Below are 22064 nucleotides of genomic sequence, written 5' to 3'. Positions count from 1 at the left end.
GTGGCTAATGCACAAAAATTGAAATCGATTACAAATGATTTTGATAATAATAAAAGCGTTTTCCAAAAGATCATCTCTTGGAAAATTGGTGTTATTGATCTTCCTGTGTATTTAGTACTGGCAGCAATTATTTTAACTGCCGCTCATTTTAATAAAATTCCAGCAAATATGCTTGGTGGTTTCGCTATTATTATGATTTTGGGGATTTTCCTCGGAGATGTGGGACAACGTATTCCCATTTTAAAAGATATTGGTGGACCAGCGATTCTTTCTTTATTCGTACCATCGTTCCTGGTCTTTTTTCATGTACTAAACCCGAACTCATTGGAAGCGGTTACGTCTCTGATGAAAACGTCTAACTTTCTTTATTTCTATATTTCTGCCCTTGTAGTAGGTAGTATTCTTGGGATGCAGCGAACTGTTTTAGTACAAGGACTTATTCGTATGTTTGTCCCACTTGTAGCAGGTACAATTGCCGCTGTTTCTGCCGGAATAGTTGTTGGTCTTTTAGTTGGTTATACACCACATCATTCTTTCTTCTTTATTATTGTACCAATTATTGCAGGAGGCATTGGCGAAGGTATCTTGCCATTATCTATTGCTTACTCTCAAATTCTTTCTGTATCAGCAGAGTCATTAATATCTCAATTAATTCCTGCAGCCGTTATTGGGAACGTCATTGCCATCATCTGTGCCGGCGCATTGAAGAAGCTTGGGGAAAAGCGTCCTGAACTGAACGGGAATGGTCGTCTTGTTAAATCGAAAGAAACAAACGAAATCTTCGAGCAACCTAATATGGAGGCAAAAGTGGATTTCAGTCTGATGGGTGCAGGTGTACTGGTTGCTTGTACAACTTTCATCTTTGGTAGCTTGTTAGAAAGCTTTGTTCATATTCCAGGACCAATCCTGATGATTGTTCTTGCAGCTTTAATCAAATACTTAAATGTCATGCCACAACATTTACAAAACGGGTCACAACAGTTCTACAAATTCGTATCAAGAAGCTTTACATGGCCGCTAATGGTTGGTCTAGGAATTCTATATATTCCGCTTGATGATGTAGCAACGATTATCTCTATTCCTTTTGTATGCGTATGTGTCGCTGTTGTTCTAGCAATGGTAGGTTCTGGTTACTTCGTTGGTAAATTAATGAACATGTACCCAGTAGAATCTGCAATCGTGACTGGTTGTCACAGCGGTCTAGGCGGTACTGGTGACGTTGCGATTCTCTCAGCTTCTGGAAGAATGGGCCTTATGCCCTTTGCCCAAGTATCTACACGACTTGGCGGAGCTGCGACGGTCATTTGTGCAACGATCTTACTCAGAATGTTTACTTCATAAAAATAGGCAATAAAAAGAATGTGATCTCAATGAGGGCACATTCTTTTTCATATTTTTTCTCCTATAAGACCTCATTCATCAGCTAGCACAATACGTATATATTCTCGAGGCTGAAAAGGATACTGTTTCGCTTCATGATAAGTCATGTAGAGGAGATGCTCTGAAAATAGCGGCCATTCACTTTCTGCCTGCCACCTTTTTTGTTCATTTCGTTCAATGAAGAATGCTCCTCCTAAAAACGTGCAGAATATGCTTAAGCTGATGCCGACCTTCAGTTTCATGTAATCAGCTCCTTTTAAGAAAAGCATGTACGAAATACAAAACAATATACAACAAGGTTCATTTTTGATAAAATTATTTTTGTGGTCAGAGGAACTTAAAATGAATACAGTTGCTTGAAATCGGTTCAAACCAATGCACCATGTCTGTATTTACGCTATAATTTTAATTACCAGTTCTTTAGAACGTGAATTTATATTGATCAGAGGAGGTTCATTTTCTTGCAGCTTATTCACTTCGCCATTCTATCACCTTTTTTGCTTGCCTTTGTTGTACCTTTCCTTTTCAAATATGTTAGACGTATACATACGGGATGGTTTGTTCTCATCTTGCCTATTCTTTTATTTAGCTATTTCATCCAAATGCTCACTATGACGTCAAATGGACGAACATTGTTTTCACAGGCTGAATGGATTCCTTCTCTAGGGATGAATTTCACTGTGTATGTAGATGGTCTGAGCCTGTTATTTGCTTTATTAATTACAGGTATCGGCGCACTCGTGGTGTTGTACAGTATTTTCTACTTATCAAAGGAAAAGGAACAGCTTGGCTCTTTCTATACGTATTTACTCATGTTTATGACCGCAATGCTAGGTGTCGTTCTCTCTGACAACATGGTGGTTCTTTACTTGTTTTGGGAGCTAACGAGTATCTCTTCCTTCCTCTTAATTGGGTATTGGTATAAGCGTGAACGCTCTCGATATGGAGCAACAAAATCACTGCTGATTACCGTTTTCGGTGGATTATCTATGCTTGGTGGCTTCATCCTCATCTACCTCATTACGGATTCATTCAGTATTCGTGAAGCAGTCAATCAGCTCCAGCTTATTAAGGCATCACCGTATTTTATTCCTACCATGCTCCTGATCTTACTAGGTGCGTTTACAAAATCAGCGCAATTTCCTTTTTATATTTGGTTGCCTGATGCAATGGAAGCGCCAACTCCTGTCAGTAGTTATCTGCACTCTGCCACAATGGTCAAGGCTGGCATTTATTTAGTCGCCCGCTTTAGCCCTATCTTTGCGATTTCAGAGGTTTGGTTTTGGACCATTTCCATTGTTGGGCTTGTCACATTGTTCTGGGGATCATTCCATGCTGTCCGGCAAAACGATTTGAAAGCCATCTTGGCCTTTTCTACCGTTAGTCAGCTTGGCATGATTATGCTGATGCTTGGCGTAGGCGCAGCTGCGATTCATGAAAATCATACCGCCTTCTTTGGCGCAGCCATTCTTGCGGCCATTTTTCATTTAATCAACCATGCCACATTTAAAGGCAGTCTCTTTATGGCAGCCGGCATCATTGATCACGAAACGGGTACTCGTGACATTCGAAAGCTGGGCGGATTAATGACCATCATGCCCATTACATTTACGATCACTTTAATCGGTGCATTCTCAATGGCTGGACTTCCACCATTTAATGGCTTCTTAAGTAAAGAGCTATTTTTCACAAGTATGATACGAATCTCTGACATCAGCTTTACTGACGTTTCAACATGGGGTGCTATTTTCCCAGCAGCCGCTTGGCTCGCTAGTGTGTTTACGTTCATTTACAGTATCATGCTCGTCTTTAGAACATTTAGAGGCAACCTCCGTTTGGATCAATTAGAGAAAAAACCGCATGAAGCACCGATTGGTATGCTCATTCCACCAATCATTCTGGCTACACTTGTGGTCACCTTTTTCTTTTTCCCAAATATTCTTGCCTATTCTGTGATTGAACCTGCTATTTCAGCGATTATTCCTGATGCAATTGAACCAGGAAGTCGTTTTGTCGTCAAAATTGAGGCGTGGCATGGATTTCAGCCAGAGCTTTATATGACAATCGGTGTGGTTGTGCTCGGCACAATCGGCTATTTGACATTGTCAAAATGGCGGCCAATGTACAACGTATTTAAAGCAAAATGGTCATTTAATTCTATATATGATCGTTCGCTGACAGGCTTAGAAAAAGGCTCATATCGCCTGACAAACAGCTATATGACAGGTTTTCTTCGTGACTACCTTGTCTATGTGTTTGGTTTCATGATCATCGTGCTTGGCAGCGTCATGGCGTATCAGCAAGCCTTCTCATTTAACACTGGGCAAGCTGCACCAATTGGCACTTACGAAGCCATTCTTTCACTCGTTATGGTGGCAGCGACCATCACAACTGTGTTCGCCCGTTCTCGGTTAACAGCCATTATCGCACTTGGTGTCATGGGATACACGCTGTCATTATTCTTCGTAATTTTCAGAGCACCTGACCTTGCGCTGACGCAACTAATTATTGAGACGATTTCTGTTGCGCTGTTTCTACTTTGCTTCTATCATTTGCCAAAGCTGAGCTTGAAGCAAAAAACGAGAAGGTTCAAAGTGACCAATTTGATCATTTCATTAGGCGTTGGAGTTGTTGTCACCTGTCTCGCTTTCGCTTCCACAAGTCAGCAGTCACTTGACACAATCTCAACTTATTTTATTGAGAACAGCTACAAGCTCGCAGGCGGAAACAATATTGTCAATGTCATTCTTGTAGATTTCAGGGGCTTTGATACACTCTTTGAAATTACCGTGCTCGCCATTGCGGCACTCGGTATTTATGGGTTATTAAAAGCTCAAGGAAAACGAAAGAGAGGAGTGCGGCGATGAGAAAAATTGATACGAATGATATGCTCTTACAGGTCACAACAAAAATCACAGCATTCATCATCTTGCTTTTCTCGCTCCACCTGTTTCTTGCAGGGCATAACAATCCTGGCGGAGGTTTTATCGGCGGACTGATGAGTGCTGGCGCTGTCGTTCTGCTGCTCTTAGCCTATGACCTGAAAACAGTAAGACGCATCCTTCCGTTTAACTTTATTTATGTAGCAGGCACAGGACTGCTCGTTGCGATCTTAACTGGAATGGGATCTTTCCTATTCGGTGCACCTTTTCTATCCCATACATTTGATTATTTTCAATTGCCGCTTTTAGGGAAAACAGAACTGGCTACAGCCGTACTGTTTGATATCGGTGTATATCTGGTTGTTGTCGGTGTCACCATGACCATTATTCAAACGATTGGGGAGAAGGAATAATGGAATTTCTAATGTCTATTATCGTCGGAATTATCTTTATGGCGGCGACCTATTTAATGCTCTCAAAAAGCCTTCTACGGGTCATCGTCGGTACGGCCGTTTTGAGTCACGGCGTCCATTTGCTCTTATTAACCATGGGCGGTTTAAAGAAAGGAGCACCGCCTATTTTAAAAGAGGGGCTCACATCCTATGTAGATCCATTACCACAAGCATTAATCTTAACTGCAATTGTCATTGCTTTTGGTGTGACATCTTTTTTACTCGTGTTGGCCTTCCGTGCCTTCCAAGAACTGCGAACAGATGACATGGATCAAATGAGAGGAAATGATCAGCATGAATAATCTCGTGATCTTACCTATTTTGATTCCGTTACTATCGGCTACACTATTAATCTTTATGAATCAAAATATCATGCTGTCGAGAGGTTTTAGTGTTATTGCATCTCTTTCAGCGATGATTTGTAATCTATACTTGGTTCAGACAATTTTCACAAATGGAATACAAACACTTTTTTTAGGCGGGTGGAAAGCACCCTTTGGCATCGCCCTTGTGGCCGACCAGTTTGCTGCGCTACTCGTTTTGACCGCTTCTGTTATTGGATTTGTGACCGTTCTCTTTTCTTTCCAAACGATTGGGAAAGAAAGAGAGCGACTGTTCTATTATTCAGGCGTTCAATTCTTATTGGCTGGCGTCAGCGGTGCCTTTTTAACAGGAGATATTTTCAACCTGTTTGTTTTCTTCGAATTACTGCTGATGGCATCTTACATGCTCATTGTATTAGGCAGCTCAAAGCCCCAGCTTCGAGAGTCACTGAAATATATCGTGTTTAACATCATTTCATCTGCGTTATTTATTGTCGGTGTTGCTTGTTTGTATGCAGTCACTGGAACACTAAATATGGCCGATTTAAGTATGAAAATAACAGAGTCAGGGCAAACAGGTCTGATCACGGTCATTTCAGTTCTGTTCCTCATTGTTTTCGGCTTAAAAGCTGGTATTTTCCCGCTTTATTTCTGGTTGCCTGGTTCATATCATGCGCCGCCAGCAGCTATTTCGGCTTTATTTGGCGCGCTGCTGACAAAGGTGGGCTTATACGCCATTGCAAGAGTATTTACCTTGATCTTTATTCATGATACCGAATTCACACATGCACTGATGGCTTGGCTGGCCGCACTTACTGTCATTTTCGGTGTGATTGGTTCGGTTGCCTACTCTGATGTACAAAAAATTGTGATCTATAACATTGTCACAGCCGTTGGAGTCATTCTATTTGGTATTGCTGCCAATACACCAGCATCGATTCAAGGGACGATTTATTATCTCATTCACGATATGGTAATGAAAGGTGCTTTATTTATGCTGGCAGGTGCATTGTTTGTGTATGCTGGTACAAACAATCTAAAGAAAATGGGCGGGCTGATGCAAACAAAACCTCTCCTTGGATGGATGTTCTTTCTTTCAGCCTTATCATTAGCAGGTATCCCGCCACTTAGTGGGTTTGTTGGCAAACTAAAAATTGTCGAAGGCGGATTTACAGCCGGACACATGACCTTTGCCATTCTGGTCTTACTTTCCAGTCTTCTTGTCCTTTATTCTGTGATGAGAATTTTCATGCTCGCTTTTTGGGGTGAGGAACAGGAGCTGCCTGTCAGAAGAAAGCCATCTATAAAAGGAATGGTGTATCCCGGAGTGCTTCTTGTTGCCTTATCACTTGCGATTGGATTAGGCACGGAATTCATTGCACCTTATATCAATCAAGCTGCTGAAATGCTTTTAACACCAGAAAAATATATTCAAGCTGTGCTGAAGGAGTAGATGACATGGCCTTTCAAATTTTACTCAATGCTCTCCTTGCCTTTACATGGATGTTAATGAATGATACCTACACAGCCGCAGGATTTGTTTCAGGCTTTATACTAGGGATGGTCGCCATTTTTATGTTGCGGCGATTCTTCCCCCAACGTTTTTATGGCTATGCACTTTATGCCATTTTCAAGCTCGTTGTGATTTTTATTCGAGAGCTACTACTTGCCAATTTAAGTGTACTAAAAACAATATTATCTCCGAAGCTTCAAATCAAGCCAGGCATTTTCGCCTTTCGTACGGACTTGAAAAATGATTGGGAAATCACTGTGCTCGCCAATTTAATTACACTGACACCAGGTACACTGGTCATTGATATATCTGATGATCGATCCATTTTATACATTCATGCGATGGATATTGAAGATGCTGAAAAGGCCATTCATGATATCCGTGTATCATTCGAGAAAGCCATCAAGGAGGTGAGCGGTAAATAATGGGGATTTTTTTGCAAATTTCACTTGGCATCTTAGCGTTGTCTACCTTGCTTTTTGTCATACGGGTGATCAAAGGACCTTCTATCCCTGACCGCGTGAGTGCACTTGATGCGATAGGAATCAATTTAATCGGGATGACAGCCATTGTTTCTGTATTGCTCAGAACAACAACGTTCTTTGAAATTATTTTACTGCTCGGTATCCTCGCATTTATTGGCACTGTCGCTTTTTCTAAATTCCTTGAGAAAGGGGAAGTGATTGAAAATGATCGTCATCGCTAAAGCGATTGTCATCTTCTTGATCCTGCTCGGTGCAATACTTTGTCTGATCTCAGCCATTGGTGTGCTTCGATTACCAGATGTCTATACACGGATGCATGCGGCATCCAAAGCATCAACACTTGGCGTTGTGCTGATTTTAATTGGTGTGTTTTTTCACGAATGGTTTCTTGCAGGTATCATCTCTGCAAAAATCTTATTAGGGATTGCCTTTATCTTTCTGACAGCCCCAGTCGGTGCTCACTTAATCGGAAGAGCCGCTTACAATACAGGGGTTAAACTGGATAAACGAAGTGTCCAAGATGACTATGACGGTTTTCGTAACTTCGTGATTAAGCGAAAAGAAGATTCTTATTTATAAAAAAAGCTTCCGCTGCACCGGGAGCTTTTTTATATACGATCAATGACAGCAAGTGTGCATCTTGATGTACAAATGTGCCGATCTCGATCATCTTTTATATCGATTTGAAATACCATAGTACGCTGCCCTACATGAACAGGAACAGCTGTCGCTGTCACCACTCCATCACGTACAGACTTTAAATGATTGGCATTGATTTCAATGCCAGAGCAGACCTTTTGAGTTAAATCTAAATGAGCAGCAGCTCCCATGCTCGCAACCGTTTCTGCCAGAGCAGCAGATGCGCCTCCGTGCAGTAATCCAAATGGCTGTTTTGTTCGGTGATCGACTGGCATTGTCGCAATGCAACGTGATTGATTGCATTCAACAATCTCAATGCCAAGCGCCTCAAGCAGTGTATTCGACACACTCACATCCATGATTGCCCTCTCCCTTCACACGTTTACAGCACATTTTCAGATTTTGCAATTAACACAGCTTCTGTTCGTGATCCAACATTCAGCTTATTAAAGATGGATGTCAAACTGTATTCAATCGAGCGTTTGCTCAAATGAAGCACATCGGCAATTTCTTGGTTGGTGTAGCCTTTTTCCACTTCACGAAGAATCAAACATTCCCGCTCTGTTAACAGATCATGATCTGTCTGCTGCGCCTGTTCTGGTTTTTCTTGTTGCTGTGAGATTAATTTTCTTAAATAGGATAGCTGAATGACAACTTCTCCTTGCAATGTACGATGTATGTATTCAATAATCTTGTCTTTTGTCTCTGTTTTACTAATTGCACCGTGCAATCCAGCTCGAATGGCCTCTTCAAAATAATCATCCACTTCATAGCCTGTATAAATGATAATTTTCACTTGCTCATTTGTTTCGAGAATTTGTTTCGCAATGTCCATTCCATTGATATCACCGAGGTTTAAATCCATCAAAATCACATCATAGATGGAAAAATCATGCGTTTTTAAAAAGGCGGCTTCTGCATCAGGACTTAAACAATCGACTGATAGGTGCTGATCTGATTCTAATATGCTTTTTGTCCCTTCCATGACAGCCGGATGATCATCAATGACCAATATCTTCTTCATGTCTTCCTCCCTTTTAATCACTCACTCCCATTTTATATAAAAGACTTGGCAGATGCCAAGTCTTAATCCTTAATAAATCGTTACAATTCCATTTCAATTTTCACCTTGAGACCTTTATCTGGAGCTGTCTGAATGTGAAGCTTCCCATTTAACGCCTTCACTCTCTCCCTTATTCCAGAGAGCCCCATGCTCATTGTATGCTGATCAAGCTGACTTGAATCAAAACCAACTCCGTCATCCTCATAATGAAGGACGACCTGATCTTTAATACAAATGAGCATAATTAAAACTTGATTGGCTTTAGAATGCTTCAACGCATTGGATAATAGCTCCTGAACGATCCGATAAATATTCAGTTGTGAATCAATATCAATGTCCATTTCATTATCAAAGCGTGTTGTATTCAGCCTAATATGAAACGGTGCTTCCTCTTGAATTTGCGAAGTCAGCTTCGATATCGCCTTCACTAAACCTAAATCATAAAGCAATTGCGGCCGAAGTTCATGACACGTTTCTCTTGTCGTTTGGATCACCTTAGACATTTGTTCATTCCATGAGATCAGCGAGTCTTCTATAGATATTGGGCATTGATCGTTTTGAAAATTTGTTAAAAACATTTCTGACTGTCTTTTCAAAGAAATTAAATCCTGAAGAACCGAATCATGAAGATCCCTGGCTAAATCTGAACGCTGCTTTTCTTCCATCGCAAACATGATCTTTTTTAGCCAAGCAGGGTTTGCTTCACGCTGTTTCAAGTCTTCAAGATGCTCCATCAGTTCCTCGATCTTCACAACGTTTTCTAAACTGACACTTGTGTAAAATGCCAATGTTTTCAGCCAAGAAATTTCATCACGTGTCAGCTTCGGTGTCTTTAAATTTGATAAACAGCAAATCACAAACGAGTGACCGCCCCGTTCTCCAATTTTCATCATAAAACCTTTGTCAAGCTCAATGATTTTCCCTACCTCATCTAACGTGTCTTGAAATTGATCGACGTAATCTTTCCATAACATACTGTCATCTGTTGACTCATCAATCTCTTCAATCTGTCCATTTGCCTTGATCTCAAGCACAAATGCCTTACTGACAATCAGCACTTCTAAAATCGTGTTTTTTAAGTGATGCAATACCTGATTGAGCGCAGAAGCCTCTCGAATGAGCTGAGTAAACTTAAACACACTATCCTGATAATTGTGCTTTTCTGAAAAGCGCTTCAGACGAAAGCGAAAATCTAGGATTTCTTTGAAGTAGAAAACGGCTAGCATGAGAGCATAAATGATCAATGCAAGCTTTAGTGTGTACTTGAGATCTTCAGGCTTCTGTAAAATATAAAAAGTCACGACAACAAAAATGGTAGGTGTAATCGCTAAAAAGCCGTAGTATCTCAATCTACTGATCAGAAAGTCCATATTATAAAGTTTATTCGTCATAAATTGATAAACGAGTGAAAAGGGTATAAGCAAAACAACAGAAGTCAAGATAAATGGATCTATCACATACTTATGAAAAAATACATAAGGGAAGACAAAAAAGAAAATAAACGGGCAAAACGACAGAATATTAATTATGGCAAAAAACTTCAAAATAGAACCATGATCTGTTTCTTTATACTTTTTCAGACCTCTGAAGATTAAATAAAGTGCTGTTAATACTGTTCCGAAAAAAAACATGAGACTTACACTCGGAACAAATCTTCTCAAATCTGATGTCACTGGAACCCCGCTATGTATCAATAAGTTAAAGACGGGGATCATATATAAACACCGTATCACTTTTCGATTTGTAATATGCACATCAAATTCTTTGAAATATTGATAGATAAAGTGAATATATAAGATGGGCACGCCTGATAAGCAAAATAATAGCACATAACGACTAAATTTATCCCCAATTCCTGAAGTACCTGCACTAAGGTACCCAATACAAATCGATAATAAGAATAAGACTAGAAGAAATGCAGATTTCCGTTGTGTTTCTTTGTTAATCCTAATAATAAAGAAAATACAAAATAAGCAGATTGAATACAAAACAAGAGGAATCAAATAGATAAATAAACTTTCTCGACCAATCAATGTCTTATTTTTTAATGAAATGATTTGATTGCCTCTTTTAATATCGATTCTTTGTACATTTTTTAGCTTGCCGTTGATCATGTGATCTTTAGTAAGATTAGATTCACCGTTTATCTTGAGAATAATATCTCCTTTTTTTAAGCCTGATGTATAGGCCAAAGAGAGGTACTCAACATTCACAACTTCCGCTTGACCATTCTCATTCTTTGCTACGCGCGCTCCATTAAAAATATCAAATACATAGATATATGAAATATAGATCACAAATAAAAAAGACAGAAAAACAAACAAAGCAGACAATTTCGTATAAGTAAGCTTCATGTTCAAAACATCCTTGAGTGAAGATCATTAAATGCTAAAACAGTTTTCACCTTATATTTAATACTCCCAAATGTACTTTGCATTCATATGCCCTTTTTCAACACCTTGTATAATGGCTGTTGTTGTTTGTACGTCGACATGAATCAAACTTGCATTTCCTAATTTTAATTCATTGATAACATTTGGGTTTTTCATTAAATACGCAATAATATTTTGAACATTCAATCTCTTCACTCCTTTGTCATAAAGGCGTATAATTGTTCTTTCTTTGTTTTAGGTAAATCAAGTTGTTCAATCTCTTGCCTCATTTTTAATAGCATAATTTCTCTCATTGAAACCATGTACTGGGTTAATCCTGCTTCAAGCAATTTCGGTTTCAGTTGAAATGATTGTTTACAAGAATCATTTGTCTTATCTGAAAAAAAGTCGAGAAGTTCATGACTAGCAGCGTTAAAATGTCTATTCAGATAACTAAATGCCAATGTCTGTGTTTTTTTAAAATCTCCGTTTTTCTCAGAGAAGAGCGCAAAAAAATCGTTACTGATCTGTGCAGCAACACCGAAATACTTTGAATAAGATTCAACAGTTGAATTGATTTCTCCTGTCGCTAAATAAACACCTAGTACACTAGACAAGGCTGTTAATGATCCGGATTTTTTATGCAGAACTTCTAGACATTCTTCTTCCGTTCTATTCTCATAACGTAAATCCTCATGCTGTCCTTCCATTGACATCATGATCAGGTTGAACAATCTCTCATTTAATTGAGAATTATTTTCACATATTGATATGATGAATTGGATACTCTTCGTATACAAATAGGCGGAAGCATTGATGGCAATCCCTTGATCAATGTTCATCCAAGGATATGAATCATTGTCCTGATCTTCAATATCATCTAATATATCGGCTGATAAAATGAGAAGTTCAATTCCTGCTGCAAGTTTTGTAATCGCTTGCTTATCTTGTCCGCCAAATGCCTCATAATGTTGATAAGCCAATTGAGCAAAAGGAAATTCATTCTTTATATCAGTAAATTCTAGAAGCAGCTTTTGTAAATCATGATGCCTGACTGCATGTTGAATAAAATCAGACATATTCTGCTTGATTTTTGTGTTCTCTAGATAGTTTAGCATATTCGGTCTGTTTCCTCACCCTCTCGCCTCTTATTTTACTAAAAAGATAGAAGCAAATGTCCACTGACATCACTATTTAACAATTATATAATAATATATCCTTTTTTTGTATGTATTTGGATAAAAAAAAGACTTGATGGTCATCAAGTCTTTAAGAAATTTTCACATATTCATATTTGTCGTATTGATCAATGCTTTTGTTAATGTTATGAAGAGAAGCCGTTGTTTCTCTGATTTCGTTTTCAAGTTTCCATAATAGTTGTTTAAGTTCTTCGATTTCATACTTTTCCATCGATTCCACTCTCCTTTTTTGGAAGATCAATGTATTTGTGTATGGTGATTGGGTCATAAGTATTTGATCTGTTACTAACAGTTTATATGCTATTGAGTATTTTTTCACCGAAAACTATGCACAAAAAGTATGCGTGATACCGCAAAATTCAATAGGTCTTTTTTCATTATTTTCTGACTTTTCCAATCATACTTTTACCTCAATTTTAAAGGAATTTTGTCAAAATCACGACACAAAAAGGCATCATTCGTCACGATTCTCTCGTAATAGAACGTACGATCCCTTTTATTTCAGAAGTTTTCCATGAAATAGGTCAGACGACAGGTATTGCTGTGGACACCGCAATTTTTTGGTGACAACCACCGAAATTGACCGCAAAAATACCTATTTTTAGGCTGAACATAGAAAGATAGAAAAATCTTTTTGATTCTTTATTCTGATTTTCTACATACATTTAAAACAGATATCCGTCCAATTTCACTTCAATGAGAGAAGAGGTGTCCAATTGCTTTACTATGTTCCTTATCCTGCTTTGCATGTTCCCGCAATAAGCGCATACCCGCGCGCACCTATGACCTTTCCTCTAGCTGATGCCCACTCCTTTCAAAGAGCTGCAAAGGAATCCACTCGGCTCGTCGAGGACGCAACATTGATTACACGCCAGATTGCGAGCTCTCTTTCGTTTGCACAGCGGATCATGCAGGCTGCTGAACAATCTGATACGACAAGTGTCATACGATTGCTGAAACAAATCGGTGTAAAAAGCAATATTGATATTCGCTTTAGTCCCGAAGGCATTCGTATATATTTATCCCTGTCTTCAAGCAGACTTTTTCTGCTACTGCGGTGGGGAACATAAAGAAAAGCCGCTCCAGAACGGCTTTTCTTATGATTCAAACATTTTATGACACCATTCAATGGCTTCTATATAACAGGCATAAGCTTCTTGCTTAGGAATATCTCCATCAAAAATGTCATTATCCCACTCATTTCGTTCAATCAGCTTGGCAACTTGCAGGACAATGGAATAGTCATTATCATAGCCTAGCAAAGCCTGTCCAACCTCATCAGAGAGTGGAAGCTCTTTGACAAGCTCCGTAATGTCTGCCCTCACTAGCGTATCAATCAGTGAGAACATGCCTGTCAGCATATAAGATGCGGGATGCTCTCTTCCCGTACGATCGGCAATTAATTCACACGTTTTAGCGCGAATGAATGACATTTTGATTATTTCTTTTTGACTTGAGTTGGCTTGTACATTGAGCTCTTTAAAGGAAAGGATAAAGATCCAGCGCCGGATCTCATTAAAACCAAGCAAAATAATCGCCTGTCTGATACTCTTAATTTGATAAAGCCTTCTCATGCCGCCTGAATTCAGCATTTTTAATAATTGATATGATAGTGAAAGATCACTTTCTATCAAATGTGTCACTGTCTGTATATTGGGCTGCTCCTTGCTCAGCTCGTTCAGAAGCTGATGATACGCATGAAAGCTAGTCGATAATGCCCGCCCCGAAATCACATGAGGCTCACTAAAGAAATACCCTTGAAACAGGTGGAAACCAGCTTCGAGTGCTTCTTCATATTCTTTTCGTGTTTCAACCTTTTCTGCGAGAAATCGAAGTCGATACTTTTTATATGTACTAAGGATTTCTCTTCGTTCTTCTAATGTTGTTTTAAGAAAATCAATTTTTAAAATATCAATACAATAGAGGAGCTCGTTAAGCAACTTGTCACAAAAATGAGTGCCATTGAGAAAGAAATCATCGAGTGCAATCGTATATCCCCATTTTTTTAATTGCTTGCATCTCTTTATAAGTGCCGAGGTAATCGGTACATTTTCTAATATCTCAATTACAAGCTGATGTGGATCAAAGTAGGTAAGCAGATCAGATGAAAGCAAGCTTTCGGTGAAATTAATGTAGCATCGTTTTCCTTCAGTCAGTGTTTCAATGCCAATGTTTAAAAAACTGTTAATAATGAGGTCCGTTGTCGCTTGATCACCATCTTCAGCGCTATATGTATTGATTTCACTATCTCTATAAAGCAGCTCATATGATACGACTTGTTCTTTTCTGTTAAAAATAGGCTGTCTTGCAACAAACACCCTCAACTGCTCCAATCCTCCTTTATACAAAGAAAAACAAGATGTGTTTTTAGTATACCAAATGATTCCGTCTATGGTTCATTTTAACCAGACTAAAACGATAAAAAGAGACCATCAGACTTGATGATCTTCTTCATTTACAAACTTAGCTTTCATACAGCTCTTTTTTTATTTTATTTTTGACATCATGGATAAATTGCATTTTATTATCCCAGCATTTCTGACTGAGATCCACTGGATATTCTTCTGGTTTGCTGATTCGTTTATACTCCTCCCAGAAGAGTCCAAGGCTTTCCTGTACATATGCCTGAATCGTTTGAATATCCGGATTATCATACACAAGTTTTCCTTGTTCGAAGATTGGGACGTGAAGATCCTTTGCCACAAAATTTGTCACAAATTTGCTGATAAAGGTATGCACAGGATGGAACATTTTCAGTTTATCTTCACTTTGAACATCTTCCTCTTCAAGGGCAATGTAGTCTCCCTCAGAGTGGTGATTCAACTGATTGATTATGCGATACACACGCTTACGTCCTGGTGTCGTCACTTTCTCCGGGTTCGACGAGATTTTTATTGTATCATTCATTATGCCGTTTTCTTCAATTGAGACAAGTTTATAGACTGCACCTAGTGCCGGTTGATCGAATGCCGTGATCAGTTTTGTGCCAACACCCCATACATCAATTTTAGCGCCTTGTGCTTTTAAATTCATAATGGTATGCTCATCAAGATCACTTGATGCAATAATCTTCGCCTCATGGAAGCCTGCTTCATCAAGCATTGACCGGGCTTTTTTAGATAAGTATGCAAGATCGCCGCTGTCCAGTCTGATACCGATGAAGTTAATCTTGTCTCCGAATTCTTTCGCTACTTTAATCGCATTCGGGATGCCTGATCTCACAGTATCATATGTATCCACTAAAAAGACACAGTCTTTATGAGTTTCAGCATACTTCTTAAACGCTATATATTCGTCTCGATACGCTTGTACAAGCGCGTGTGCATGTGTACCTGCCACTGGAATATTGAAGCGTTTTCCCGCACGAACATTACTCGTTGCTTGGAAGCCACCGATCAGTGCAGCTCTCGCTCCCCACATCGCTGCATCCATTTCATGTGCGCGTCTTGTACCGAATTCTAATGCTGTTTCATCTTCAATAATTCCCTTGATACGTGCCGCCTTTGTAGCGATCAGTGTCTGGAAATTCACGATATTGAGCAATGCCGTTTCGATTAACTGCGCTTCAACAAGTGTCGCCTCAATACGCATTATCGGTTCATTGGCAAAAACAATTTCTCCTTCTCGCATTGAATGAAGTGTACCTGTAAAGGACAATCCGCTTAAATATTCAATGAAATCGCTTTTATAACCAAGTTCATCTTGTAAATAAGCAAGATCACTTTCTGTAAAGGAGAAGTCCGATAAATACTCAATTGCTTTCTCTAAGCCAGCAAATACAGCAAAACCATTGTCAAATGGAAGCTTTCTAAAGAAGAGTTCAAAGACTGATTTCTTCTCATGAATGCCATCTCTCCAATACGTTTCTGCCATATTAATTTGATAAAGATCTGTATGTAGTGATAAACTGTCGTCGTCAAATCGATGCTCCAACTTCCAATTCTCCTTCCCTTACTCAATCACTTTCGCGCCAAGCGTATGCTTAAAGTGAGAAAGTGCCCACTCGTGCCCTGCTTCATTAAAACTGGCCACGGCATTCTGATGAATCACAAGATTAAAGCCTTTATTGTACGCATCAATAGCTGTATGAAGTACACAAATATCGGTACACACTCCGGCTAAATGAAGCTCTGTGATGCCGCGCTCGCGCAGTTTGATATCTAATTCAGTGCCGGCAAATGCAGAGTACCTTGTTTTTTCCATATAGTAGACATGTTTCAAATGTTTAGTCGTGTGAAATAGTGAACTTAGCTTGCCATAAAGCTCAATTCCTTCTGTTCCGCGAATATTATGGGGCGGAAACAACTTAGACTCTGGATGATAAGGATCCTGTTTTTCATGATGATCGACCGCAAATACGACAAAGTGTCCTTCATCAATAAAAGAAGATGTGATATCTGTAATCTTTGACTCAATGGCTTGTCCTGGCTTTCCGCATGTCAGTTTCCCGTCGTCAGCAACAAAATCAACTGTATAATCAATACAAATCAATGCTTTGCCCATTCGCATCTCTCCAATAAGTTCTTTTGAACAATTATAGCTTATTCATTTCACAAGTAAAACCTATTCAACAGATTCACGAGAAAAAGCTTTCTGAAACAGCTCATCTTCTATATAAATCTGTTCTTTGTTTATCGCATGTGGCATGTCAATGACGAGTCCAAAAGGAGAGTGCGCTTCGTGATGGTTGATCACTTTAAAGGAACATCCAGTGGCATTCGCCATTTTAACATATTGAGAATAAGTAGCATAAGACAGTTCACCATTGAAAAGAACAGTGGCTTGTCGATTGGAACGCAATAATTCCTCTACCTCTTGATAAGGCTGATTCCTTGAAACCTGCCCCTTTGTCAGAGCGAGAAGCGCTCGTTCCCTTAATGAACCGAGAAACATTCTTCGTTCATCGGGCTTTGTTTCAGCATGTCCAAAAATCCCATGCTGCAAATAAACATCTACGGATTCTTCTTTCATTGATGCTTTCACTCCTGGTTTATGAAATTTACATTTCTGTGACCCAGTGCACAATTTTTTGTGCCAGCTCACGGGCTTCGTCTGTCTCGACTCTTTCAATTAAGGATTGTTCAAGTGATCGTTCAAGCTGATGCTTTTCAGTCTCATACGCAATGGAAATACTCCATTCAATATCAGGTACTGCTACAAGCGTTTTATATTCTTTTTTATTTTCATGTAAATATACATTGTAGGTTTTCGGATGTTCGCCGATTACGTGTGCTTTTCTTATTTTCATTTGACGTTTTTTACACCTCTTTTTCTTCGCACTTCCATATCCATTGTACCATAAAAAAAGACAGCTTCTTAAAAAGGAATCCCTTTCAAAGCTGTCTATGCAAGAAAGCTCTTTTGCTGGCTGATGAGGCTTGAATCCCAAACAAATGTGACGTTCGGAGTGCTGAAAAATTGTGCAAAGTCTCCTGCATTATATGTGCCTGAACCACCGGCAGAGCGATCCACACTTTTTGGAGAGATTGCAAAAACATCACCGAATTGTGCCGATCCGTTCCCCGCTACACGATCAATATGAATAGGCCCAACAATTGCCGGCATCTTCCCCACCCCCTTTTCTACCTCATCATATGTCTAGAGCGAAGATAGGTGTATCAAAAATAAAAAAACAGCTGATATGACTTACAATCAACTGCTTTTTTATGCATTAAAAGATTGGGGCTGACTTAGCAGTGTAAAGTCCCAAAACATGGTGGCATTCGGATCACTTGTAAGGGACATACCATCGCCCGAATTAAAGGCTCCCGCTCCACCACTAGAATGGTCAACAGCTAAAGGGGCGATGGCAAGGACATCACCAAACGTAGCCGCAGCGTTCCCTCCTAAGGATTCGATATGAATCGGTCCAACAATTGCTGGCATCTTGCTTCTCCTCCCTATCTGCTTATGTAAGCCATCTTATGCTAAGGAGGAAAAGTTGTGCATCTGTCTACACATTTAAATGTTGCTCTGCCCGTGAGCGATGACGTAGCTGAATCAATCTGACAATGTTCAATGTAATAGCCTTTAACAAAGCATAAACCGGAACAGCAAATATCATGCCTAGGATTCCCCCAAAACTTCCAGCACCAATTAATAGAAGAATAATCGTCAGTGGATGCGTATTCAGACGTTTTCCAATGATTAACGGGGAAATCACGTTTCCATCAATTTGCTGTACAACGAGAATGACAATCACGGTCACGATTGCTTTTCCAGGAGAGTCAAGAAATGCGATTAAGACAGCTGGTGTCGCTCCAAGATATGGTCCGAGATATGGAATTACATTTGTAACCGCAATGATGATGCCAAGAATCAGCGCATATTTCACCCCAATTAATAAATATCCGATAAAACAAGCGACACCGACAAATAAACACACAACAATTTGTCCTTGTATATAAGCAGCAAGTGTGTCATTTAATTCTTTGAAGATTTTCAGCCCTTCCTTGCGATAAGGCATCGGCAAAAATTGAACGAGCTTGTCCGGAAACTTATGACCGTCTTTCAGCATATAAAATAAAATAAACGGAACCGTAATGACCGCAAGTGCAATATTGGCAATGACGCCAAAAACAGCAGACATACTTGATACAATGTTTTCTGGCAAGCTTTTTAATGTCGAAACGATCGTCTGTTCAAACTTTGACACAGAGACATAATCTTGGTTCATCATCCAAGTAAAGGTTTTAGAATGTGAGAAATCATTGATAAATTTCTGCACGTCAGTCACATAGCCCGGAAAACTTTTCACAAGTCCAGTCACCTGCGTGACAATCACAGGTCCGGCAGCGTTGATAATAATTGTGACGAGTCCAATGAACAGAAGATAAATGATCAAGATGGCGAGTGTCCTAGGGATTTTCCTAGATAAGAACCGAACAATCGGATTAAAAATAAAAAAGAGGATTCCTGCCAGCAAGATTGGGACAAACAGGGTTGACGCAAATAAAATAATCGGCTGAAATAAAAATGATACTTTTGTTGATACATACACAATGAGTAAAACAAGTAGTATTTGGAATGTCCAAAAATGAACTTTAGAATTTAACAAGGATGCTCCTCCTGTTACGAATTGATCTTAATAAAAACCTACTATTCAACCCACCTTCTGTCAACTGCTTCTTGTTTTAGAACCATATTTTTTGAAAAAATAAGAACAATTGGCATATCGTTCACTTTTTCCATATATAAATTCAGTAAGCATAAAAAAGCAGACACATATGCGTCTGCCCATTACACTCTTTCGCTATGATCAGGCATCACCGACACGATTTGCTGGATCCGCACATAAAAAACTGATTTAGTCCCCGTCTCAATCACAATATGGTCCGGCATCACTTCCTTCAATTTTCCACGCACCGTATCTTTCACTGTTTGCACAATTAATCTCATACCGATCACTTTCTGCAATGTTTGATAAACATATGGATCAACTAACGAAACTAGCTGTGGACTTCCTTGTTGTGCCATCCTTCATGCCCCTTTACTTGTGTATTTACCCACAGCGTATGCAAAGATCCATGTGAATGTCACTCAGCAAACTTACAACGTTAATACCGTATTTTTTCAAATTATATTTCTTTACATTTTTTAGAAGTATAATAGATTGGTGCTGCCAACAACTCAAATGATTAAAGAGGTGGTTCATTTTGAAAAAACTAATTTGTATGATCGCAGTCCTGCTCTTTCTATCCTCTGCAAGTGATGCACATGCAGGCACAATTGGAGAAAAACCTGGTACACCAGGGAAGTGGTTTAGAGGAGAAGAACCGATTCAAAAAGATCGGTCTAAACCCCCTCTTGTTTTTGTTCATGGCATTAACAGCTCTTCCTCCACATGGTTTGATCAAAACGATATGGCAAAACAGGCTGTTCAGAATGGATATGAAAGCGCGTTCATAGATTTGTATCCAGATCAGGACATGAAAAAGAATGGAAAACTATTAGCAGAAAAATTAAAAGAAATCTATGATTTCTTTGGACGAAAACTCATTGTAATCGGCTATAGTAAAGGCGGGGTAGATACACAATCCGCACTCGTTTATTACGGTGCTCATCCATATGTCAGTAAGGTCCTCACACTTGGGTCTCCTCACTACGGAACACCGCTGGCAGATCTAGCCTATAGCAAAGGAGGAAGCTGGCTAGCGGAAATTCTTGGGCAAAAAAGCGAAGCTCTCTTTTCTCTGCAGACCGGTCCAATGGCCGCTTTTCGAAGTGAAACGGACCGTTTAGAATCTTCCCCAATGAAATATGTCACCTATTCTGGATCTGATTGGGGAGCATTTGGCGGTGTTTTATATTTAGGAGGCGTGTATTTAAAGAGCTTTGGAGAAAATGACGGTGCTGTCACGGTCAGTAGCACAAGGTTACCCTATGCAAATAATACCTTAACTGGAAAATGGGATCACTTTGCACTTAAGAACGGCTCAAACATGTTCCCAGTGTTTCAAAATCAACTAGTAGCAAATATAGCAAATATTGAAAAAGAAGATGATCACGAATCTACTGAGCCGAATACAGATGTTTACGTAAGAGGCGGTGAAAGTGAAAAAGATAAAACGGAAGAATTCGATGTAGAGGAAGGAACGAATGGCTTATCAATTCAGTGGTTAAATGAAAGAAAGGATGCACAGCTTGAAATAGTCGCCCCAAATGGAGATGTCATAAAGAATTTAACGACTACAGAAGCATCTTTCCCATATGAAGGCGCTTTTTCACATCAAGTGCAAATCAACAAACCCGTTTCTGGAAAATGGACGATTCGATCAAATTCCGGGAAAAAGATTCCTTATTTGCTGCTTGTATCCTATGATTCACCATTAAATGAAGAAATTAAAGGGATGACATCGAAGTCAGACGATGCATCGACACATTCAAGCGGTCTGATCAAGCGCTTAAATAAAACAGTCGAGACAGTTTACTTTAAGGATGCACAGAAGGGATTCCAGACACATTCCTCATCAGCTGCCCATTTGAAAAAGGAAGGCGCATATTCAATCACAGTCAATTATACCGGACTGACCGCTTCTGGAACATCGACCTTTAACCGTACCGTCATTCGCACATTGTATGTGGATCAGCATGGTAACATTCACGGAGACATTCCATACTAAACAGAACGTTTCATGGGCTGAAGGGCCTGCTGCACCTTTTGATCCAAGCCAGCAATTTTTTTCAAAGCAAGCGATTCATCTATTTGCCGGTAGTGATGATGTCCGCCAGGCTCTTCATCCATTTCATCTGCTTTCTTCACAATTTGCTGGAGTGTGTCCATATGAAGGTCGCCCTCCGGCAAATAAGAATCCGTATGAAGGAGAATCGCAAGTGCAATATCTTTGGCTGCTTTTGGTTCCTCACCGAGCCGTATGAGCAGTTTGTGTGCACGCTCTGCTCCTTTAATTGCATGTATATCATTACGTCTATATGTCTCGTAATCCCATTCTCCGCCTGCTGTGTACCATTCATAGTGTCCAATGTCATGCAAGAGTGCTGCTTTGACAGCTAGATCAGGGTTAATACCAGCTTGCACAGCTAGTTTAAAAGCATGATCAGCACACGCAATCGCATGGGCTTTACCTGAACGATTCAAATATTTTTGAGCTACTGGATGGGTGTATACATCCATTAGTGTTACTTTTCTCATGGAAACCCCTCCTTATCTATATTTTTAGCATCCTAACATATTCCGAAAAGAAACTCAAATGTTCTGTCATATTGACTCAAGACTCAAGATTAGCTTATGCCGTA

27 protein-coding genes are annotated in these 22064 nt (G+C 39.5%); 10 read left to right on the top strand and 17 right to left on the bottom strand.

The annotated features are described in order from the left end of the window. The gene (locus tag ABVJ71_RS14810) at positions 1-1341 is read left to right on the top strand and encodes a 2-hydroxycarboxylate transporter family protein (protein WP_353854697.1); all 1341 of its coding nucleotides are present in this window, start codon (positions 1-3) and stop codon (positions 1339-1341) included. A gap of 71 nt (positions 1342-1412) precedes the next feature. On the opposite strand, the gene ABVJ71_RS14805 is transcribed toward ABVJ71_RS14810, so the two are convergent. After that, the gene (locus ABVJ71_RS14805; protein ID WP_353854696.1) at positions 1413-1622 is read right to left on the bottom strand and encodes a hypothetical protein; all 210 of its coding nucleotides are present in this window, start codon (positions 1620-1622) and stop codon (positions 1413-1415) included. Positions 1623-1841: 219 nt separating this feature from the next. On the opposite strand from ABVJ71_RS14805, the gene ABVJ71_RS14800 reads away from it, so the two are divergent. From ABVJ71_RS14800 to mnhG, 7 genes are read left to right on the top strand one after another with little or no spacing between them, the layout of a single operon-like run. Beyond that, the gene (locus tag ABVJ71_RS14800) at positions 1842-4247 is read left to right on the top strand and encodes a Na+/H+ antiporter subunit A (RefSeq protein WP_353854695.1); all 2406 of its coding nucleotides are present in this window, start codon (positions 1842-1844) and stop codon (positions 4245-4247) included. Continuing rightward, positions 4244-4675, top strand: a complete 432-nt coding sequence (locus ABVJ71_RS14795) for a Na(+)/H(+) antiporter subunit B (protein WP_353854694.1) — start codon at positions 4244-4246, stop codon at positions 4673-4675. Before ABVJ71_RS14800 ends, ABVJ71_RS14795 begins: the two co-directional genes overlap by 4 nt. Then, positions 4675-5016: a Na(+)/H(+) antiporter subunit C gene (locus ABVJ71_RS14790; protein WP_353854693.1), complete on the top strand. Its 342-nt coding sequence runs from the start codon at positions 4675-4677 to the stop codon at positions 5014-5016. Before ABVJ71_RS14795 ends, ABVJ71_RS14790 begins: the two co-directional genes overlap by 1 nt. Continuing rightward, positions 5009-6490, top strand: a complete 1482-nt coding sequence (locus tag ABVJ71_RS14785; protein WP_353854692.1) for a Na+/H+ antiporter subunit D — start codon at positions 5009-5011, stop codon at positions 6488-6490. Before ABVJ71_RS14790 ends, ABVJ71_RS14785 begins: the two co-directional genes overlap by 8 nt. Before the next feature lie 5 nt (positions 6491-6495). Continuing rightward, positions 6496-6975, top strand: a complete 480-nt coding sequence (locus tag ABVJ71_RS14780; RefSeq protein WP_353854691.1) for a Na+/H+ antiporter subunit E — start codon at positions 6496-6498, stop codon at positions 6973-6975. Continuing rightward, positions 6975-7256 carry a Na(+)/H(+) antiporter subunit F1 gene (locus ABVJ71_RS14775; RefSeq protein WP_353854690.1) on the top strand — a complete coding sequence of 94 codons (282 nt, stop codon included), beginning with the start codon at positions 6975-6977 and terminating at the stop codon, positions 7254-7256. The genes ABVJ71_RS14780 and ABVJ71_RS14775 overlap by 1 nt, the downstream gene beginning before the upstream one ends. Then, positions 7240-7614: a monovalent cation/H(+) antiporter subunit G gene (gene mnhG, locus ABVJ71_RS14770; RefSeq protein ID WP_353856706.1), complete on the top strand. Its 375-nt coding sequence runs from the start codon at positions 7240-7242 to the stop codon at positions 7612-7614. Before ABVJ71_RS14775 ends, mnhG begins: the two co-directional genes overlap by 17 nt. 29 nt (positions 7615-7643) lie before the next feature. Here the strand turns inward: mnhG and ABVJ71_RS14765 are convergent, their stop codons facing one another. The 6 genes from ABVJ71_RS14765 to degQ all read right to left on the bottom strand — a co-directional run bounded on the left by ABVJ71_RS14765 (position 7644) and on the right by degQ (position 12519). Next, positions 7644-8033, bottom strand: coding sequence for a hotdog fold thioesterase (locus ABVJ71_RS14765; RefSeq protein ID WP_353854689.1), 390 nt, complete (start codon positions 8031-8033; stop codon positions 7644-7646). A 23-nt stretch (positions 8034-8056) separates the two neighbouring features. Then, complete coding sequence (locus ABVJ71_RS14760; RefSeq protein WP_353854688.1) at positions 8057-8698, bottom strand: response regulator transcription factor; 642 nt, start codon at positions 8696-8698, stop codon at positions 8057-8059. Positions 8699-8778: 80 nt separating this feature from the next. Next, positions 8779-11091, bottom strand: coding sequence for an ATP-binding protein (locus tag ABVJ71_RS14755; RefSeq protein WP_353854687.1), 2313 nt, complete (start codon positions 11089-11091; stop codon positions 8779-8781). Positions 11092-11148: 57 nt separating this feature from the next. Further along, complete coding sequence (gene comX, locus ABVJ71_RS14750; RefSeq protein WP_353854686.1) at positions 11149-11316, bottom strand: competence pheromone ComX; 168 nt, start codon at positions 11314-11316, stop codon at positions 11149-11151. Positions 11317-11321: 5 nt separating this feature from the next. Continuing rightward, positions 11322-12227, bottom strand: coding sequence for a polyprenyl synthetase family protein (locus ABVJ71_RS14745; RefSeq protein ID WP_353854685.1), 906 nt, complete (start codon positions 12225-12227; stop codon positions 11322-11324). Positions 12228-12378: 151 nt separating this feature from the next. Then, positions 12379-12519, bottom strand: coding sequence for a degradation enzyme regulation protein DegQ (gene degQ / locus ABVJ71_RS14740; protein WP_003213123.1), 141 nt, complete (start codon positions 12517-12519; stop codon positions 12379-12381). A gap of 571 nt (positions 12520-13090) precedes the next feature. On the opposite strand from degQ, the gene ABVJ71_RS14735 reads away from it, so the two are divergent. Further along, positions 13091-13378: an inner spore coat protein gene (locus ABVJ71_RS14735; protein WP_353854684.1), complete on the top strand. Its 288-nt coding sequence runs from the start codon at positions 13091-13093 to the stop codon at positions 13376-13378. A gap of 27 nt (positions 13379-13405) precedes the next feature. On the opposite strand, the gene ABVJ71_RS14730 is transcribed toward ABVJ71_RS14735, so the two are convergent. The 9 genes from ABVJ71_RS14730 to ABVJ71_RS14690 all read right to left on the bottom strand — a co-directional run bounded on the left by ABVJ71_RS14730 (position 13406) and on the right by ABVJ71_RS14690 (position 19784). Beyond that, positions 13406-14632, bottom strand: coding sequence for an HDOD domain-containing protein (locus tag ABVJ71_RS14730; protein WP_353856705.1), 1227 nt, complete (start codon positions 14630-14632; stop codon positions 13406-13408). A 139-nt stretch (positions 14633-14771) separates the two neighbouring features. Further along, complete coding sequence (locus ABVJ71_RS14725; RefSeq protein ID WP_353856704.1) at positions 14772-16181, bottom strand: nicotinate phosphoribosyltransferase; 1410 nt, start codon at positions 16179-16181, stop codon at positions 14772-14774. A 78-nt stretch (positions 16182-16259) separates the two neighbouring features. Further along, entirely contained in the window at positions 16260-16811 is a 552-nt protein-coding gene (locus ABVJ71_RS14720) for an isochorismatase family cysteine hydrolase (protein WP_353854683.1), read from the bottom strand. 60 nt (positions 16812-16871) lie between these two features. After that, a complete protein-coding gene (locus tag ABVJ71_RS14715) occupies positions 16872-17279 on the bottom strand; it encodes a YueI family protein (protein ID WP_353854682.1) in 408 nt (135 codons plus the stop codon). A 28-nt stretch (positions 17280-17307) separates the two neighbouring features. Further along, the gene (locus ABVJ71_RS14710) at positions 17308-17556 is read right to left on the bottom strand and encodes a YueH family protein (RefSeq protein ID WP_353854681.1); all 249 of its coding nucleotides are present in this window, start codon (positions 17554-17556) and stop codon (positions 17308-17310) included. Between the two features lie 95 nt (positions 17557-17651). Then, entirely contained in the window at positions 17652-17873 is a 222-nt protein-coding gene (locus tag ABVJ71_RS14705) for a spore germination protein (protein ID WP_353854680.1), read from the bottom strand. 99 nt (positions 17874-17972) lie between these two features. Next, on the bottom strand, positions 17973-18194 hold the full coding sequence (locus tag ABVJ71_RS14700; protein WP_353854679.1) for a spore germination protein: 222 nt from the start codon (positions 18192-18194) through the stop codon (positions 17973-17975). A 67-nt stretch (positions 18195-18261) separates the two neighbouring features. Beyond that, entirely contained in the window at positions 18262-19365 is a 1104-nt protein-coding gene (locus ABVJ71_RS14695; RefSeq protein WP_353854678.1) for an AI-2E family transporter, read from the bottom strand. A 182-nt stretch (positions 19366-19547) separates the two neighbouring features. Then, on the bottom strand, positions 19548-19784 hold the full coding sequence (locus tag ABVJ71_RS14690; RefSeq protein WP_353854677.1) for a YuzF family protein: 237 nt from the start codon (positions 19782-19784) through the stop codon (positions 19548-19550). A 179-nt stretch (positions 19785-19963) separates the two neighbouring features. Here ABVJ71_RS14690 and ABVJ71_RS14685 point away from each other — a divergent pair, with 179 nt between their 5' ends. Beyond that, a complete protein-coding gene (locus ABVJ71_RS14685) occupies positions 19964-21430 on the top strand; it encodes an alpha/beta hydrolase (RefSeq protein WP_353854676.1) in 1467 nt (488 codons plus the stop codon). Here ABVJ71_RS14685 and ABVJ71_RS14680 read toward each other — a convergent pair. Beyond that, positions 21427-21960 (bottom strand): HD domain-containing protein, encoded by a 534-nt coding sequence (locus ABVJ71_RS14680; RefSeq protein ID WP_353854675.1) that lies wholly within the window; start codon positions 21958-21960, stop codon positions 21427-21429. The genes ABVJ71_RS14685 and ABVJ71_RS14680 overlap by 4 nt on opposite strands. Between the last annotated feature and the right edge of the window lie 104 nt (positions 21961-22064).

It is taken from the genome of Bacillus sp. Bos-x628, from assembly GCF_040500475.1.
Classification (GTDB): domain Bacteria; phylum Bacillota; class Bacilli; order Bacillales; family Bacillaceae; genus Bacillus; species Bacillus maqinnsis.
Note: the sequence above shows the minus strand (reverse complement) of the source record. Positions and strands in the feature narration are given on the sequence as shown.

What these genes read in the sequence shown, in the direction of transcription:
- ABVJ71_RS14805 (WP_353854696.1), bottom strand. Translation starts at nt 1,622, where the DNA reads ATGAAACTGAAGGTCGGCATCAGCTTAAGCATATTCTGCACGTTTTTA.
- ABVJ71_RS14795 (WP_353854694.1), top strand. Translation starts at nt 4,244, where the DNA reads ATGAGAAAAATTGATACGAATGATATGCTCTTACAGGTCACAACAAAA.
- ABVJ71_RS14790 (WP_353854693.1), top strand. Translation starts at nt 4,675, where the DNA reads ATGGAATTTCTAATGTCTATTATCGTCGGAATTATCTTTATGGCGGCG.
- ABVJ71_RS14785 (WP_353854692.1), top strand. Translation starts at nt 5,009, where the DNA reads ATGAATAATCTCGTGATCTTACCTATTTTGATTCCGTTACTATCGGCT.
- ABVJ71_RS14780 (WP_353854691.1), top strand. Translation starts at nt 6,496, where the DNA reads ATGGCCTTTCAAATTTTACTCAATGCTCTCCTTGCCTTTACATGGATG.
- ABVJ71_RS14775 (WP_353854690.1), top strand. Translation starts at nt 6,975, where the DNA reads ATGGGGATTTTTTTGCAAATTTCACTTGGCATCTTAGCGTTGTCTACC.
- mnhG (WP_353856706.1), top strand. Translation starts at nt 7,240, where the DNA reads ATGATCGTCATCGCTAAAGCGATTGTCATCTTCTTGATCCTGCTCGGT.
- ABVJ71_RS14765 (WP_353854689.1), bottom strand. Translation starts at nt 8,033, where the DNA reads ATGGATGTGAGTGTGTCGAATACACTGCTTGAGGCGCTTGGCATTGAG.
- ABVJ71_RS14760 (WP_353854688.1), bottom strand. Translation starts at nt 8,698, where the DNA reads ATGAAGAAGATATTGGTCATTGATGATCATCCGGCTGTCATGGAAGGG.
- ABVJ71_RS14755 (WP_353854687.1), bottom strand. Translation starts at nt 11,091, where the DNA reads ATGAAGCTTACTTATACGAAATTGTCTGCTTTGTTTGTTTTTCTGTCT.
- ABVJ71_RS14745 (WP_353854685.1), bottom strand. Translation starts at nt 12,227, where the DNA reads ATGCTAAACTATCTAGAGAACACAAAAATCAAGCAGAATATGTCTGAT.
- degQ (WP_003213123.1), bottom strand. Translation starts at nt 12,519, where the DNA reads ATGGAAAAGTATGAAATCGAAGAACTTAAACAACTATTATGGAAACTT.
- ABVJ71_RS14735 (WP_353854684.1), top strand. Translation starts at nt 13,091, where the DNA reads ATGACCTTTCCTCTAGCTGATGCCCACTCCTTTCAAAGAGCTGCAAAG.
- ABVJ71_RS14725 (WP_353856704.1), bottom strand. Translation starts at nt 16,181, where the DNA reads ATGGCAGAAACGTATTGGAGAGATGGCATTCATGAGAAGAAATCAGTC.
- ABVJ71_RS14720 (WP_353854683.1), bottom strand. Translation starts at nt 16,811, where the DNA reads ATGGGCAAAGCATTGATTTGTATTGATTATACAGTTGATTTTGTTGCT.
- ABVJ71_RS14715 (WP_353854682.1), bottom strand. Translation starts at nt 17,279, where the DNA reads ATGAAAGAAGAATCCGTAGATGTTTATTTGCAGCATGGGATTTTTGGA.
- ABVJ71_RS14710 (WP_353854681.1), bottom strand. Translation starts at nt 17,556, where the DNA reads ATGAAAATAAGAAAAGCACACGTAATCGGCGAACATCCGAAAACCTAC.
- ABVJ71_RS14705 (WP_353854680.1), bottom strand. Translation starts at nt 17,873, where the DNA reads ATGCCGGCAATTGTTGGGCCTATTCATATTGATCGTGTAGCGGGGAAC.
- ABVJ71_RS14700 (WP_353854679.1), bottom strand. Translation starts at nt 18,194, where the DNA reads ATGCCAGCAATTGTTGGACCGATTCATATCGAATCCTTAGGAGGGAAC.
- ABVJ71_RS14690 (WP_353854677.1), bottom strand. Translation starts at nt 19,784, where the DNA reads ATGGCACAACAAGGAAGTCCACAGCTAGTTTCGTTAGTTGATCCATAT.
- ABVJ71_RS14680 (WP_353854675.1), bottom strand. Translation starts at nt 21,960, where the DNA reads ATGAGAAAAGTAACACTAATGGATGTATACACCCATCCAGTAGCTCAA.